Genomic DNA, 13,621 nt, shown 5'->3' with positions numbered 1-13,621 from the left:
AATGTTTACATTGATAAATTTTGAGGTTAAATCATTCAAATTTTGAATAATATGATACTAATGACGCCCGCCAAATGGTGGTTTTGCAAACCAAATCACAATAAACAATCCTAAGAATCCCATAGCTGATAGCCAAAATATTTCATTTGCGCCAATAATAAATCCTTGAGATGTTATTTGTTGAGCGAGGTAAGCTGAAGTTTGGGTATCACTTAAACCAAATTGATTCATTTGATGGTAAAAACTTTGGGAAATTGGGTTATAAGGATTAATGTGTTCTGTTAATTGAGTATGGTGAACAGCCTCACGGTTATACCACATAAATGTGGTTAAAGATGTTCCTACAGAACCCGCTAAAGTTCTCAAAAAGTTAAATAAGCTAGAGGCAGAAGCCATTCTATCCGCAGGTAAGCCAGACAGGGTTATTGTGGTAAGTGGCATAAAGAAACAGGCCACAGCCAAACCTTGCACTAATTGTGGTAAAGCCACATCAGCAAAAGTCATTGATGGCTCGAAAGTCACCGCTCGCCAATAAAATGTTATTGCATATACAATAAAACTTATCGTCACTAAAATTCGCATATCAATCTTATAACCGAAACGCCCAATAATCGGTGAAAGCAAAATTGGGAATAATCCAACTGGGGAAGCCGCAAGCCCAGCCCACGTCGCGGTGTAATGGAAGACTTGTTGTAGCAAGAGCGGAATTAATACCACAGAACCTAAATAAATCAAAAAGGCTAAACTAGTACATAAACACCCTACACTAAAATTACGAGAATGGAAAAGCGAAATATCTACTACAGGATTATCATCTGTCAATTCCCAAATAACCAAGGCAATCATACAAACGACAGCAACAACGGCTAATATAATGATTTCATTAGAATTAAACCAATCTTGCTCACGCCCCTGATCAAGCATTAATTGCAAACATCCCACGCCTAAGACAAGTAAAACTAAACCGACTTTATCAATAGGTTGATGAACAATTTCACTTTCTCGGCTACCTAAAATCTTCCAGCTGATTAGCACAACTAATAAACCAATCGGAACATTGATAAAGAAGATCCATCCCCAATGGATATTATCACTAATCCATCCGCCTAAAATTGGGCCAAAAATAGGCGCAACAACAATAGTCATTGACCAAAATGCCAATGCCATTCCTCGTTTTTCTGGTGGATAATTATTTAATAATAAACTTTGCGAAAGAGGGATCACCGGGCCTGCGACAGCACCTTGAATGACACGAAAAATAATTAATGCCTCAAGACTATCTGCAATCCCACAGAGCCAAGAAGAGACAACGAATAAAAAAGTTGAAACTAAAAATAACCGCACTTCGCCAAAACGTTTTGCTAACCAACCTGTTATTGGAATAGAAATCGCATTTGCCACACCAAAAGAAGTAATTACCCATGTACCTTGACTAAAAGATGCGCCAAGATCTCCCGCAATAGTAGGAATCGCCACATTTGCAATGGTAGAATCTAATACCTGCATAAAGGTGGCGAGAGATAAAGCCAGCGTCAATAAAATTAGGGCGCCACCTTGAATAGGTGGGAATTTTTTTGCGGAATTTTCCATAACGCCGCCTTAATGGCTGTTTTGCTGAATAATAAATTCAATCAAATCTTCTACCGCACTTTCATCATATTTAAGTGTATCAGTAGCAAATAAAGTTTTCGGTTCTGATTTTTCTCGTAGCATTGGGCCAGATGAATCTACAATTCTTACTTTTGCCGTTGCAGAAAGACCAATTCGTAATGGCGTTTCAACAAATTGTTGTGGATCTAATTTAATTCGTACAGGTACACGTTGCACCACTTTAATCCAGTTACCCGTAGCATTTTGCGAAGGCAAAAGAGAAAACGCATTGCCAGTCCCCATTTCAATGCCATTTATCACGCCATCAAATTCTTTATTTTTACCGTATAAATCAAAATGAATTTTCACTGGCTGACCGATGCGCATATTCGTTAATTGGGTTTCTTTGAAGTTAGCTTCTAACCACATTTGCTCATTAGATACCACCGCCATTAACGCGCCGCCCACTGAAACGGCTTGCCCAACTTGAGCATTACGACGCGCCACATACCCGTCAATTGGACTTCTAATTTTTGTACGTTGTAAATTCAACCAAGCCTGTTTGAGCGAACTAATTGCATTCTGTATTTGCGGTTGTTCACGTAATGGAACATTACTCAATAAAGCCTGATTCGCAGCTAATTGGTTTCTAGAGGAATTTAAATTTGCTTTGGAAAGCTCAACGGCTTCTTTTGCATGTTGGAAAGATTCTTTATCAATTGCGCCCATTTTTTCAAGTTGAACTCGGCGTGCCAAATTGCCTTGTGCTTGAGCTAAAGAAATTTCATTGGCGTGCACAGCTGATTGTAATTGCTGCACAGTAAAACCTAACTGTTCTACCTGACGTACAGCATTGGCGAGATTGCTTTTGGCCTGTTCGAAACTAAGTTTTGCATTCGTATCATCCAATTCAACTAGAATATCACCTGCATGGACTTTATCCATATTGTCAGCATTAATCTTCGCTACATTACCCGCAACTTGTGATGACACCATTACTTGATTTCCACCCACATAAGCATCTTCTGTTTCTTCAAAATCCTTCAAGAAGAAAAACCAATACAAAGCACAAGCAATACTTAAAATAAGTAAAATAACGATAAAAATACCGAGACTTTTTTTACGTTTTGCCTGATTAGGAATATCAGATTGTTTAATTTCAGCCATAAATTAATCCTAAATTAGGAATAGCGCTCAAAAATAACTCATTAAAAAAATTTAAAGCTAATCTTTAAACACTATCAAAGATCGAAATACTTCATTATGAAACTTTATAAAAAGGAACTCAATATAAATAAAGTTTAAAATAGTTTTTTTTAATTGATTCAATAGATTTCAATCGTCAAAACCTTTTTGTATGATACTCAAGAAATTTATTTCAACCAAACGATTATTTACTTTACAAGGAGTATTCTATGAGTTCTCAATGTCCTTTTTCACATTTAAGTGGCTCTAATCTTACCATGGGTAACGGTGCCCCTGTTGCCGATAACCAAAACAGCTTAACAGCAGGACCTCGCGGCCCATTACTTGCACAAGATTTATGGTTAAATGAAAAACTAGCAGATTTTGTGCGTGAAGTAATTCCTGAGCGCCGTATGCACGCGAAAGGTTCTGGTGCTTTTGGTACCTTTACTGTCACACACGACATTACTAAATATACTCGTGCAAAAATTTTCAGTGAAGTTGGCAAAAAAACAGAAATGTTCGCGCGCTTTACCACTGTTGCGGGTGAACGTGGTGCAGCAGATGCTGAACGTGATATTCGTGGTTTTGCATTAAAATTCTATACTGAAGAAGGTAACTGGGACTTGGTGGGTAACAACACTCCGGTATTCTTCTTACGTGATCCACGTAAATTCCCAGACTTAAACAAAGCTGTAAAACGCGATCCTCGCACTAATATGCGTTCAGCAACAAACAACTGGGATTTCTGGACATTATTACCGGAAGCGTTACATCAAGTTACTATTGTAATGAGCGAGCGTGGCATTCCAGCAAGTTATCGTCATATGCATGGTTATGGTTCACACACTTATAGTTTCTGGAATGAAGCTGGCGAACGCTTCTGGGTTAAATTCCATTTCCATACTCAACAAGGTATCAAAAATTTAACCGATGCAGAAGCTGCTGCAATCATCGCCAATGATCGTGAAAGCCACCAACGTGATTTATATGAAGCAATTGAACGCGGTGACTTCCCTAAATGGAAACTATTTGTACAGATCATGCCTGAAGCTGATGCTGAAAAAGTGCCTTACCACCCATTTGACTTAACAAAAGTATGGCCGAAAAAAGATTATCCATTAATTGAAGTAGGTGAATTTGAACTCAATCGTAACCCAGAAAACTTCTTTGCTGATGTAGAGCAATCCGCTTTTGCACCAAGCAACTTAGTTCCAGGTATCGGTGCAAGCCCAGACAGAATGTTACAAGCACGCTTATTCAACTATGCCGACGCACAACGCTATCGTTTAGGCGTAAACTATCGTCAAATTCCGGTTAACCGTCCACGTTGCCCAGTTCATAGCAACCAACGCGATGGTCAAGGTCGTGTTGATGGTAACTACGGGAGCTTACCACACTATGAACCAAACAGCTTCAACCAATGGCAACAACAACCTGATTTTGCAGAACCACCTCTTCGTATTAATGGTGATGCTGCATTCTGGGATTATCGCCAAGATGATAATGACTACTTCAGCCAACCACGTGCATTATTTAACTTAATGAATGCTGAACAAAAACAAGCATTATTTAATAATACTGCAGCGGCAATGGGGGATGCGCCTGACTTCATCAAATACCGTCATATCCGTAATTGTCACTGGTGTGATCCAGCATACGGCGCTGGTGTTGCAAAAGCATTAGGATTAACAGTAGAAGATGCATTAAAAGCTCGTGATACTGATCCCGCATTAGGACAAGGTGGATTGTTATAATTGTAATCAGTTTTTACTGATAAAGAAAAACGGGAGTGACGTGCTTCCGTTTTTTATTTGCCTATAAATTTAGACATGAAAATGATACAATCCGCAAAATTTTATAAAAAGGAACTACGAATGGCTCGTAAGAAAAAAACACGTCGCATCACTGATGTTATGCCAATCCGTAAGGCGGATAAGAAACCTGAAATCTCCAACTCTCGTCCAGGAAAAAAACTCACACGTTATGAATTAGATGCCAAAGCACGTGAAGATAAGAAAAAACGAAAACATAAAGGTTTCGCATCAGGTTCTCGTCATAGCGCAATAGAAGACAAAACGAACAAAATCCAACAAGAAATTAAAGATCCTAAAATTGGTAGCAAGAAAAAAGTACCATTAATTGTGGAATTTGTTAATAAACCAGAAAAAGGACAAACGATTCCTATCGTAAAACAGGCGAAAAAGTTAGATCCAATGCAAGAGCTTGAAAAGCTTGAAAATAATGAGATTCTGAATGAATTATTAGATGCCTTAGATGAAGGTAAAGCAATTACCAAAGCAGATCAACAATTTGTGGATGAATGTCTCGAAAGAATTGCCGAATTAATGGAAGAACTAGGCATCGAAGAGGAAGACGAAAACGAAGATGATTTATACCGCACTTTTGAACGTATTGATATTAATCAATTTAGATAATCTATGATTTGGATCATTATTTTAAGTATTGTTGCACTTATTGTTATTCTAGGGTTAAGTGGATATGCAATTCGTTTACTAAAACAGCTAAAACAACAAAACATTATGATAGCTAAATCCAAAGCGATAAGGGAAGCCCGCTTAAAGGAAAGTATTGATATCATTGCTCGAGCAATGCAGTCTGGCGAATGTAATCACTCAGAAGGTGTAATTCGCCTTACCATGTTATTAATGCCCTTTGGTAAAACGCTTACTCCATACCCCAGTATGGCGCAATTACATGAAATCGTACGTAACATGCCAACTCATGATGCTCGTAAACAATTAGAAAAAAAAGAAAGAATGCGTTTAGATTTAGCACGTGAAAGAGCCGAAGCCAAATTTGAACACGAAATTAAAGAAGAATTACGTCAGTTTTTAGACGATATTAAACAGATTGGAGTGATTTAATGTCAGAAATTATTTGGGATAGCGCACTTATTCAAAAATACAACCAATCAGGCCCGCGTTATACCTCCTATCCAACAGCCCTAGAATTTAATGAAAATTATACTGAGCAAGATTTTGAAGCTGCCGTAAAACGCTACCCAAATCGTCCGCTCTCTTTATACGTTCACATTCCTTTTTGCCACCAGCTCTGCTATTTCTGTGCCTGTAATAAAGTAATCACTCGCCATCAACATAAGGCTGATATTTATTTAGATTACCTTGAAAAAGAAATTAGTGCGCGCTCAGCATTATTTAAACATCGTCTCGTTACCCAAATTCACTGGGGTGGCGGTACCCCCACCTATCTGAGTGAAATCCAATCAGCTCGTTTAATGGCAATGTTAAAAAAACATTTTACAATATCTGAGACAGCTGAAATTTCAATTGAAATCGATCCTCGTAGAATTGAACTTTCTATGCTTGATCATCTACGTCACCTTGGTTTTAACCGCATGAGCATGGGTGTACAAGACTTTAATAAAAATGTGCAAAAAGCGGTAAATCGTGAACAAGATGAAGATTTTATTCATGCATTGTTAGATCACGCTAGAGAATTAGGCTTTCAATCAACTAACCTTGATTTAATTTATGGTTTGCCATTACAAACTGTAGAAAGTTTTATGTTCACTCTTGAAAAAGTAATTGCACTCAATCCAGATCGATTAAGTGTCTTTAATTATGCACATTTACCAAGTCGCGTACCAGGACAAGCAAAAATTAAAGAATATCAACTGCCCGCGCCAGAAACAAAACTAACCATTTTGCAAAAAACGATCGAAACACTAGGTAATGCAGGTTATAAATTTATCGGTATGGATCACTTTGCTAAACCCCATGATGAACTTGCCATTGCTCAGGACCAAGGCGTATTGCACCGAAACTTTCAAGGCTACACAACGCAAGAAGAATGTGATTTATTAGGGCTTGGCGTGTCTTCTATTAGCTTATTGGGTGATACTTACGCGCAGAATGAAAAAGACTTAAAACGCTATTATGCCCTCATTAAAGAACAAGGCAATGCTCTACATAAAGGATTAGCATTAACACAAGAAGACTGCTTACGCCGTGATGTTATTAAACAATTAATTTGTAACTTTAAACTCAATTTCTCACTGATTGAGGCACAATATAACATTCAGTTTACCACTCACTTTGCCGAAGATTTAGCACTATTAAAACCATTAATCGATGATGAGCTCATCAAAATCACGCATACAGGTCTCCAAGTTTCGCCAAAAGGAAGGCTATTAATTCGTAACATCTGTTTGTGTTTTGATACTTACTCACGTGAAGCAGCAAAACGTCAGCAATTTTCAAGAATAATATAACAAAAAAGTGCGGTAAAAATTTTACCGCACTTTGTCATTTATGGATGCAACAAATTATAAATATTCCTTTTAATACTTGTACTAATATTAAATAATTCTCTTGCTATCACTGTTTTTAATGTCTTGACTTTCTTCTGCTTTTCAAAAATAGTTGATTCAATTTCGTAATCAGCCTCTAAGCAAAACGGTACAATTGCATAAGGTGGGACTTTATTTTCAAAAAAACGGTCCATTGTAACATCCACAGTTAAATACCATTCTTGGCTTTGCGCTAAAAATTTCTTAGCCGCTTTAGGTGTTAAATAATAACCTGTCGCACCAATAAAACCTTTACTAAATTGATAAACAGAGAAATGCCCAAAATCCGCCACTAATTTTCTTTTATTTTTTAAACGATCAGGCTGTAGCCAGAAAAACTCAAAGGTATTTTTCTCACTATTAATAAAATCAAGCACGTCTAGAAAATTATCTTTAAACTTAGCATCATCTTCCAACACAATAATAGGGCTATCTAACTCAACACATTTTTCCCACATTGAATAATGGCTAGCATAGCACCCTAGTTGATTGAGCGTGAGTGGATACCCTTTCACATTCAGTCTCTTCTTCTCATTATAACGTTGGAATAAGGGGTGATTCGGATTTTCTTTTCCATTAATTGCCTTAAAGAAATGAATAGCCTGTTCTGTGTTATCCAAAAATAATCGATCAAACTGAGCCTGCATATAAGCTTTACGATCAGTAGATTTTTCTAGATTGATGATATAAATTGGTATGAGAGACATAATTTCTCCATATTATTTAAATGGAATAATAAATTTCTGCTTATTTCTTTTAGCAGCAATCCTTTTATGTTTAGTAAATAATCTTATTATATTTTCTAATACTGTCCTTTTTTCTTTTACTTCATTTGCTTTTTGAATAACAATTCTCTCGCTTTGTAACGAACTATCTAATTTACTTTTTGACTTATTTAACTGTAATTCTTGAACGCAAATGCCTGGGAATAATTGGTAAATTTTTAATTCAGGATTTTTAATACTTTCTTCAAATATCATCCTATCAATAGCATCAAGCTCATCTGCATCTAAAGACTTAAGCCAAGACATAAGATAAATGATCATAGAACGAGAGATTACATATCCAGCTGTACCATATTGAACTTCGTTTAATTGTTTAAACAACCGGTTTTTATAAGCTGGTATTAGAGTATCTTCATAAAAAGATGGTTTTAAAAATGTCTCTAATCTCAAGATAAAATTCTCACTAAAATTAAATCGCTCTTTGAGCCATTCGTCTTCAGCTAAAAAATCATAAGCATTTTGACCTAATAATATATCGTCTTCAAAGATATAAATATAAGGAAAATTGTCGTCAATACACTTTTGCCAAAGTATCCAATGACTCATAAAACAAGCTTTTTCACCTTCAGTTAATTTTGCATATGTAAGATTTGGTAAATGAGTTTGAATAAGTTGGGTAAGCTTTTCTGATGGCATAAGTGCATCATAAAATTCAAATGGAATTTTATGGTAATCAAATTCCTGCCTTATATGTTTTCTACGTTTACTGGCAGAAATTAGACTAACTATATAATTTATGTGCATAAATGAGATTCCTAATAGATGCCATATTTTATTTTATCTTTAATTTTTCTATTAAATTTATTTAGTTTAGAAAATAAAGAGATATCTTCAAACTTATTTTTCCAAGAATTCGGTGTATTTATTATATTATTAATTTCTTTTAATAAGCTATACCCTAGCTGACTATTAGTATGATCACAACTTTTATGCCAAAACTTGGTTTCACCACAATAATGATATATAACAATTGGCATTTCTGTTTTAGATTTATAACCTTTTTTTATAAGGTGTCTTTCTGATGGAGTAAAGTTGAATCTATTATTAATAAATTTCACTTTACCTTTTAAGATTCCATTTAGAATATCCTGATCTTGATACTTAATAATATCTTTATACTCTAGAAGCCAGTCAATAGAATTTTTTAATATACTATCCTCTCTCCATTTATTAAAATTTATCAATAAAACACCAGCATTAAAGTAAGTATAACAATCTAATCCTATCTTATTTTTATACTCTGCTTTTTCTATATCTATAAATGTATCTTGACAAGCAGCTAAATAATACTCATCTATATTTGTATTCCAAAGTTCATCTAATGAACCATTTGTTAAAGTATCAACATCAATATAAATTGCTTTATCAATGTCCTTAATATACTCAGATAAATTTAATCTTGCATATGTTGCAAATGAAATATAATCAATTGTCTTTGGAAAATTAATAAAATCATTATCATCAATAGATATGAAACTTATTTTTCCATCATAACAATCTACAATTCTTACTATACAATCTTTATTTAATTGACTAATACCTAAATCTAAAACATAAAAACTTACCTTACCATTAGTCTTTAATATACTAAGTATACTGATTGCTAGATAAGGAGAATAATTATCATCTGATGAAAATATAATGTTCATTTATACTAGGTTACTTTTGTATTTATTCTTTCTTAAAAATTTTTTCACTATCTTTATCTTTTGGCTTATATTAAATAATTTAGAATGATACTTTATGAAATGATGAAAAGAAATAATATTATATTTATTTAAACTCATGTACATTTCATATAATATTTTAACTAAAACCTTATTGTCCTTATCCAGATTATATAAGGTTAATAATGAAACTTCATTTCTTATATCTATATTTATACCAATTTTATTAAGATAATATGTAATATTTTCTCTCTTTATTTTTTTTGCTATCTCATTTTGCTTACCATTATGAAGAGAAGATGTTTGATTACTATGTAACCTATACTTAACTAGAGCTTCAGGATAATTAGCCAAATTACCAAACTTGCTAACTTCCGACCAAAACTTATAATCTTCGGCATGAGGGTAGTCTTTATTAAAGATTAATCCATATTCTTTATATACACTAGCCCTCATAATCATAGTATTATTATGCATCACGTTATTAAAAAGCATAGATTCACAAATCTCATTATGCTGTAGAGGATTTTTCCATATATCCCCTGTTTTATATTGAGCTCCAATCACCCCACATTCTTTCTCTACAATAACTTCTAAATATGTTCCTATAGCGATAATATTAAGGTTACTCTCTAAATATGTAATCAACTTCTCTATCCAAAATGGCTTAGCTATATCATCTGCATCCATTCTTGCAATATACTTACCAGAGAAATATCTAAGCCCTATATTTAAAGAATTTATAAACCCCAAGTTATGTTTATTATTAATAATTTTAATCCTTCCATCTAACTTATTAAGTCTCTCTAAATGAGATAAAGTTAAGTCAGTAGAACCATCATTAATAATGATAATCTCTAGATTTTTATATGTTTGATTAATAATAGAGGTAATACTCTCATCTATATACTTTTCAACATTGTAAGCACAGACGATAATAGATACCAATGGAGAATATTTCATATGTTCAAACCTTTATTTTTTCTGTTTCTATTCTACATGCTCTTCAGATAAAACAAAACCCCACCATTTGGCAGGGTTTCGAAGCAAGTTCAAATTATTTTGTGCTTGGAATTTTGAAACGGCTGTTAAAGCGTTCAACACGACCGCCAGTATCTACAACACGTTGTTTACCTGTGTAGAATGGGTGGCAGTTACCGCACACATCAAGGTTGATATCTTTGCCTAAAGTTGAACGAGTTTTGATCACGTTACCGCAAGAGCAGGTTGCCGTGATTTCTTTATATTCTGGGTGAATACCTTGTTTCATAGAAAACCTCAAAATGAAGCCACGCCGCTATAAGAACTTTCTCCCTACACCGCGTGAATGAATAATACGCCATATTTGGCACCAAATAGACTGCGAATTATACTGAAAAAACATAGATAAACAAGCCCCATTTTAGTGTAGAATCAAAAACATTCTTAACAAAGCTTTTCCTTATGCAAGCACAATCTTCAATCCATACTTCTTTTGCCAAATCTGTTTTGGCTTGGTACGACAAATTCGGGCGTAAGAATTTGCCTTGGCAACAAGATAAAACGCTCTATGGCGTATGGCTTTCTGAAGTAATGCTACAGCAAACACAAGTAGCCACTGTTATACCTTATTTTAAGCAATTTATAAAAACATTCCCCTCTATTACCGCACTTGCTAATGCATCACAAGACGAAGTCTTACATTTATGGACAGGCTTAGGCTATTATGCGCGTGCACGTAACTTACATAAAGCAGCCCAAAAAGTGCAGGATGAATTTAATGGGAATTTTCCAACTAATTTTGAACAAGTATGGGCATTGCCTGGTATAGGGCGCTCCACAGCGGGTGCTATTTTATCTTCCGTTTTAAATCAACCTTACCCCATTTTAGATGGTAATGTAAAACGTGTACTTGCCCGATACTTTGAGGTGGAAGGCTGGACGGGTGAAAAAAAAGTGGAAAATTACCTGTGGCATTTAACTGAACAAGTCACGCCTGTAACACGCGTTGCTGACTTTAACCAAGCGATGATGGATATTGGTGCAATGGTATGCACACGAACAAAACCAAAATGTGAACTTTGCCCTTTAAATGAGGATTGTTTGGCGAATAAACATGAAAGTTGGGATCAATTTCCAAATAAAAAACCTAAAAAAACCCTACCAGAAAAAGAGACCTATTTTTTAATATTATCAAACAAAGGAAAAGTTTGGTTAGAACAAAGAGAAAATTCGGGGTTATGGGGAGGATTATTTTGCTTTCCTCAATTTGAGGATAAATCAACGTTATTGAACCACCTCATACAAGAAGGTATTTCCCATTATCAATCCTGGCCAAGTTTTCGACATACTTTTAGTCATTTTCATTTAGATATTCACCCAATTTACGCAGAAGTTAATGATAATTTACATATTGAACAAGAAAACGATGATTGGCGTAAAATCACGGAAAACCCAAAAGAATATCAATCAAATCTATCCAGTGCGGTCAAATATTGGTATGATCCGCAAAATCCTGAACAGATCGGGCTTGCTCAACCGGTAAAAAATCTTTTAATTCAATTTGTAAGGAATCATTATGGCAAGAACAGTATTTTGTGAATATCTTAAAAAAGAAGCAGAAGGTTTAGATTTCCAGCTCTATCCTGGTGAACTCGGAAAACGTATTTTTGATTCAATCAGCAAACAGGCTTGGGGAGAATGGATCAAAAAACAAACGATGTTGGTTAATGAAAAAAAACTCAATATGATGAATACCGAGCATCGTAAATTATTAGAACAAGAAATGATCAATTTTCTGTTTGAAGGAAAAGATGTGCATATTGAAGGTTATGTTCCACCATCAAATTAATTGACTGTAACACAATGAAAAAGTATTTATTATTAGCATTACTGCCTTTTTTATATGCTTGTAGCGACTCTCCGAACCGCAGTATTAATTACGATGAAGCCTTTGCAAAAGATACACAAGGTTTAGACATTCTTACTGGACAATTCTCTCATAATATTGATCGTATTTGGGGTGTAAATGAATTATTAGTGGCCAGCCGTAAAGATTACGTAAAATATACCGATTCTTTTTATACACGTAGCCACGTAAGTTTTGATGAAGGTAATATTGTCATTGAAACACAACAAGACCTTAATCGTTTACATAATGCAATTGTTCATACGTTATTAATGGGAGCAGATGCAAAAGGAATTGATTTATTTGCCTCAGGTGACGTTCCCATTAGCTCTCGTCCGTTTCTTTTAGGACAGGTGGTAGACCACCAAGGTCAGCAAATTGCAAACCAATTTATTGCAAGTAATTTTGCAACTTATTTGATCCAAAATAAATTACAAACACGCCGCCTACAAAATGGTCATACCGTGCAATTTGTTTCAATTCCTATGATTGCAAACCACGTGGAAGTCCGCGCTCAGAAATATTTACCATTGGTTCGTAAAGCATCTGAACGTTATGGCATTGATGAAAGTCTGATCTTAGGTATTATGCAAACAGAATCAAGCTTTAACCCTTATGCAATTAGCTATGCAAATGCTATTGGTTTAATGCAAGTTGTTCCACGCACAGCGGGTCGTGATGTATTTGCTATGAAAGGGAAAAGTGGGCAGCCATCAGAGCGTTATTTATACGATCCAGCAAATAATATTGATTCGGGCGTCTCTTATTTATGGCTTCTTCAAAACCAATATTTAGATGGCATTACCAATCCGACATCAAAACGCTTTGCTATGATTTCTGCTTATAATAGTGGTGCAGGTGCGGTGTTGCGTGTATTTGATAATGATAAAGATGAAGCGATTTATAAAATCAATCAAATGTATCCAGAACAAGTTTTCCGCATTCTGACAACAGCTCATCCATCTGCTCAAGCACGAAATTACCTATTAAAAGTAGATCAAGCACAGAAAAAATTCCGTGTAAGACGATAATACAGCCCTTTAATCATGACTAAATGCTCGTTGAACCATTTCAACGAGCATTTTTTTATAAAAAAATGACTGTAAAATGAATAGGCAAGTTATGAATTTTAGTTGTTTTAATAAACACTTTGATGATTAACTATCCAAACAAA

At 34.9% G+C, this 13,621-nt stretch carries 14 protein-coding genes; 7 read left to right on the top strand and 7 right to left on the bottom strand.

Annotation, left to right across the window (positions count from 1 at the left end; all coding sequences use genetic code 11):
- Positions 1-57 precede the first annotated feature (57 nt).
- Both FE813_RS04565 and FE813_RS04560 read right to left on the bottom strand, forming a co-directional pair.
- Positions 58-1,590, bottom strand: a complete 1,533-nt coding sequence (locus tag FE813_RS04565) for a DHA2 family efflux MFS transporter permease subunit (protein ID WP_139989608.1) — start codon at positions 1,588-1,590, stop codon at positions 58-60.
- Positions 1,591-1,599: 9 nt separating this feature from the next.
- Positions 1,600-2,757 (bottom strand): EmrA/EmrK family multidrug efflux transporter periplasmic adaptor subunit, encoded by a 1,158-nt coding sequence (locus FE813_RS04560; RefSeq protein ID WP_139989607.1) that lies wholly within the window; start codon positions 2,755-2,757, stop codon positions 1,600-1,602.
- A gap of 248 nt (positions 2,758-3,005) precedes the next feature.
- Here FE813_RS04560 and FE813_RS04555 point away from each other — a divergent pair, with 248 nt between their 5' ends.
- The 4 genes from FE813_RS04555 to hemN all read left to right on the top strand — a co-directional run bounded on the left by FE813_RS04555 (position 3,006) and on the right by hemN (position 7,030).
- The gene (locus FE813_RS04555) at positions 3,006-4,532 is read left to right on the top strand and encodes a catalase (RefSeq protein WP_048952720.1); all 1,527 of its coding nucleotides are present in this window, start codon (positions 3,006-3,008) and stop codon (positions 4,530-4,532) included.
- Between the two features lie 120 nt (positions 4,533-4,652).
- Positions 4,653-5,213: a Der GTPase-activating protein YihI gene (gene yihI / locus FE813_RS04550; protein WP_139989606.1), complete on the top strand. Its 561-nt coding sequence runs from the start codon at positions 4,653-4,655 to the stop codon at positions 5,211-5,213.
- A gap of 3 nt (positions 5,214-5,216) precedes the next feature.
- On the top strand, positions 5,217-5,663 hold the full coding sequence (locus FE813_RS04545) for a DUF2489 domain-containing protein (protein ID WP_139989605.1): 447 nt from the start codon (positions 5,217-5,219) through the stop codon (positions 5,661-5,663).
- The gene (gene hemN / locus FE813_RS04540) at positions 5,663-7,030 is read left to right on the top strand and encodes an oxygen-independent coproporphyrinogen III oxidase (RefSeq protein ID WP_139989604.1); all 1,368 of its coding nucleotides are present in this window, start codon (positions 5,663-5,665) and stop codon (positions 7,028-7,030) included. Before FE813_RS04545 ends, hemN begins: the two co-directional genes overlap by 1 nt.
- A 38-nt stretch (positions 7,031-7,068) precedes the next feature.
- On the opposite strand, the gene FE813_RS04535 is transcribed toward hemN, so the two are convergent.
- The 5 genes from FE813_RS04535 to rpmE all read right to left on the bottom strand — a co-directional run bounded on the left by FE813_RS04535 (position 7,069) and on the right by rpmE (position 10,830).
- A complete protein-coding gene (locus FE813_RS04535) occupies positions 7,069-7,815 on the bottom strand; it encodes a glycosyltransferase family 25 protein (protein WP_139989603.1) in 747 nt (248 codons plus the stop codon).
- Positions 7,816-7,827: 12 nt separating this feature from the next.
- Positions 7,828-8,637, bottom strand: coding sequence for a glycosyltransferase family 25 protein (locus FE813_RS04530; RefSeq protein WP_139989602.1), 810 nt, complete (start codon positions 8,635-8,637; stop codon positions 7,828-7,830).
- 11 nt (positions 8,638-8,648) lie between these two features.
- Entirely contained in the window at positions 8,649-9,542 is an 894-nt protein-coding gene (locus FE813_RS04525; protein WP_139989601.1) for a glycosyltransferase family 8 protein, read from the bottom strand.
- On the bottom strand, positions 9,543-10,523 hold the full coding sequence (locus FE813_RS04520) for a glycosyltransferase family 2 protein (RefSeq protein WP_139989600.1): 981 nt from the start codon (positions 10,521-10,523) through the stop codon (positions 9,543-9,545).
- 94 nt (positions 10,524-10,617) lie between these two features.
- Positions 10,618-10,830: a 50S ribosomal protein L31 gene (gene rpmE, locus FE813_RS04515; protein ID WP_005625828.1), complete on the bottom strand. Its 213-nt coding sequence runs from the start codon at positions 10,828-10,830 to the stop codon at positions 10,618-10,620.
- Positions 10,831-11,003: 173 nt separating this feature from the next.
- Between rpmE and mutY the strand changes: the two genes are divergently transcribed.
- From mutY to mltC, 3 genes are read left to right on the top strand one after another with little or no spacing between them, the layout of a single operon-like run.
- Positions 11,004-12,140, top strand: a complete 1,137-nt coding sequence (mutY, locus tag FE813_RS04510; RefSeq protein WP_139989599.1) for an A/G-specific adenine glycosylase — start codon at positions 11,004-11,006, stop codon at positions 12,138-12,140.
- Positions 12,118-12,390, top strand: coding sequence for an oxidative damage protection protein (locus FE813_RS04505; protein ID WP_048952712.1), 273 nt, complete (start codon positions 12,118-12,120; stop codon positions 12,388-12,390). Before mutY ends, FE813_RS04505 begins: the two co-directional genes overlap by 23 nt.
- A gap of 14 nt (positions 12,391-12,404) precedes the next feature.
- Positions 12,405-13,478 carry a membrane-bound lytic murein transglycosylase MltC gene (mltC, locus tag FE813_RS04500; RefSeq protein ID WP_139989598.1) on the top strand — a complete coding sequence of 358 codons (1,074 nt, stop codon included), beginning with the start codon at positions 12,405-12,407 and terminating at the stop codon, positions 13,476-13,478.
- Positions 13,479-13,621 lie beyond the last annotated feature (143 nt).

Source organism: Haemophilus seminalis (genome assembly GCF_006384255.1).
Lineage (GTDB): Bacteria > Pseudomonadota > Gammaproteobacteria > Enterobacterales > Pasteurellaceae > Haemophilus > Haemophilus seminalis.
This window is presented reverse-complemented; position numbering and strand designations above follow the sequence as displayed.

Bases quoted from the DNA above. Each gene is read 5' to 3' on its own strand.
- FE813_RS04520 (WP_139989600.1), bottom strand. From the start codon at position 10,523: ATGAAATATTCTCCATTGGTATCTATTATCGTCTGTGCTTACAATGTT.
- FE813_RS04535 (WP_139989603.1), bottom strand. From the start codon at position 7,815: ATGTCTCTCATACCAATTTATATCATCAATCTAGAAAAATCTACTGAT.
- yihI (WP_139989606.1), top strand. From the start codon at position 4,653: ATGGCTCGTAAGAAAAAAACACGTCGCATCACTGATGTTATGCCAATC.
- FE813_RS04525 (WP_139989601.1), bottom strand. From the start codon at position 9,542: ATGAACATTATATTTTCATCAGATGATAATTATTCTCCTTATCTAGCA.
- FE813_RS04555 (WP_048952720.1), top strand. From the start codon at position 3,006: ATGAGTTCTCAATGTCCTTTTTCACATTTAAGTGGCTCTAATCTTACC.
- rpmE (WP_005625828.1), bottom strand. From the start codon at position 10,830: ATGAAACAAGGTATTCACCCAGAATATAAAGAAATCACGGCAACCTGC.
- mutY (WP_139989599.1), top strand. From the start codon at position 11,004: ATGCAAGCACAATCTTCAATCCATACTTCTTTTGCCAAATCTGTTTTG.
- FE813_RS04565 (WP_139989608.1), bottom strand. From the start codon at position 1,590: ATGGAAAATTCCGCAAAAAAATTCCCACCTATTCAAGGTGGCGCCCTA.
- FE813_RS04505 (WP_048952712.1), top strand. From the start codon at position 12,118: ATGGCAAGAACAGTATTTTGTGAATATCTTAAAAAAGAAGCAGAAGGT.
- FE813_RS04560 (WP_139989607.1), bottom strand. From the start codon at position 2,757: ATGGCTGAAATTAAACAATCTGATATTCCTAATCAGGCAAAACGTAAA.
- mltC (WP_139989598.1), top strand. From the start codon at position 12,405: ATGAAAAAGTATTTATTATTAGCATTACTGCCTTTTTTATATGCTTGT.
- hemN (WP_139989604.1), top strand. From the start codon at position 5,663: ATGTCAGAAATTATTTGGGATAGCGCACTTATTCAAAAATACAACCAA.
- FE813_RS04530 (WP_139989602.1), bottom strand. From the start codon at position 8,637: ATGCACATAAATTATATAGTTAGTCTAATTTCTGCCAGTAAACGTAGA.
- FE813_RS04545 (WP_139989605.1), top strand. From the start codon at position 5,217: ATGATTTGGATCATTATTTTAAGTATTGTTGCACTTATTGTTATTCTA.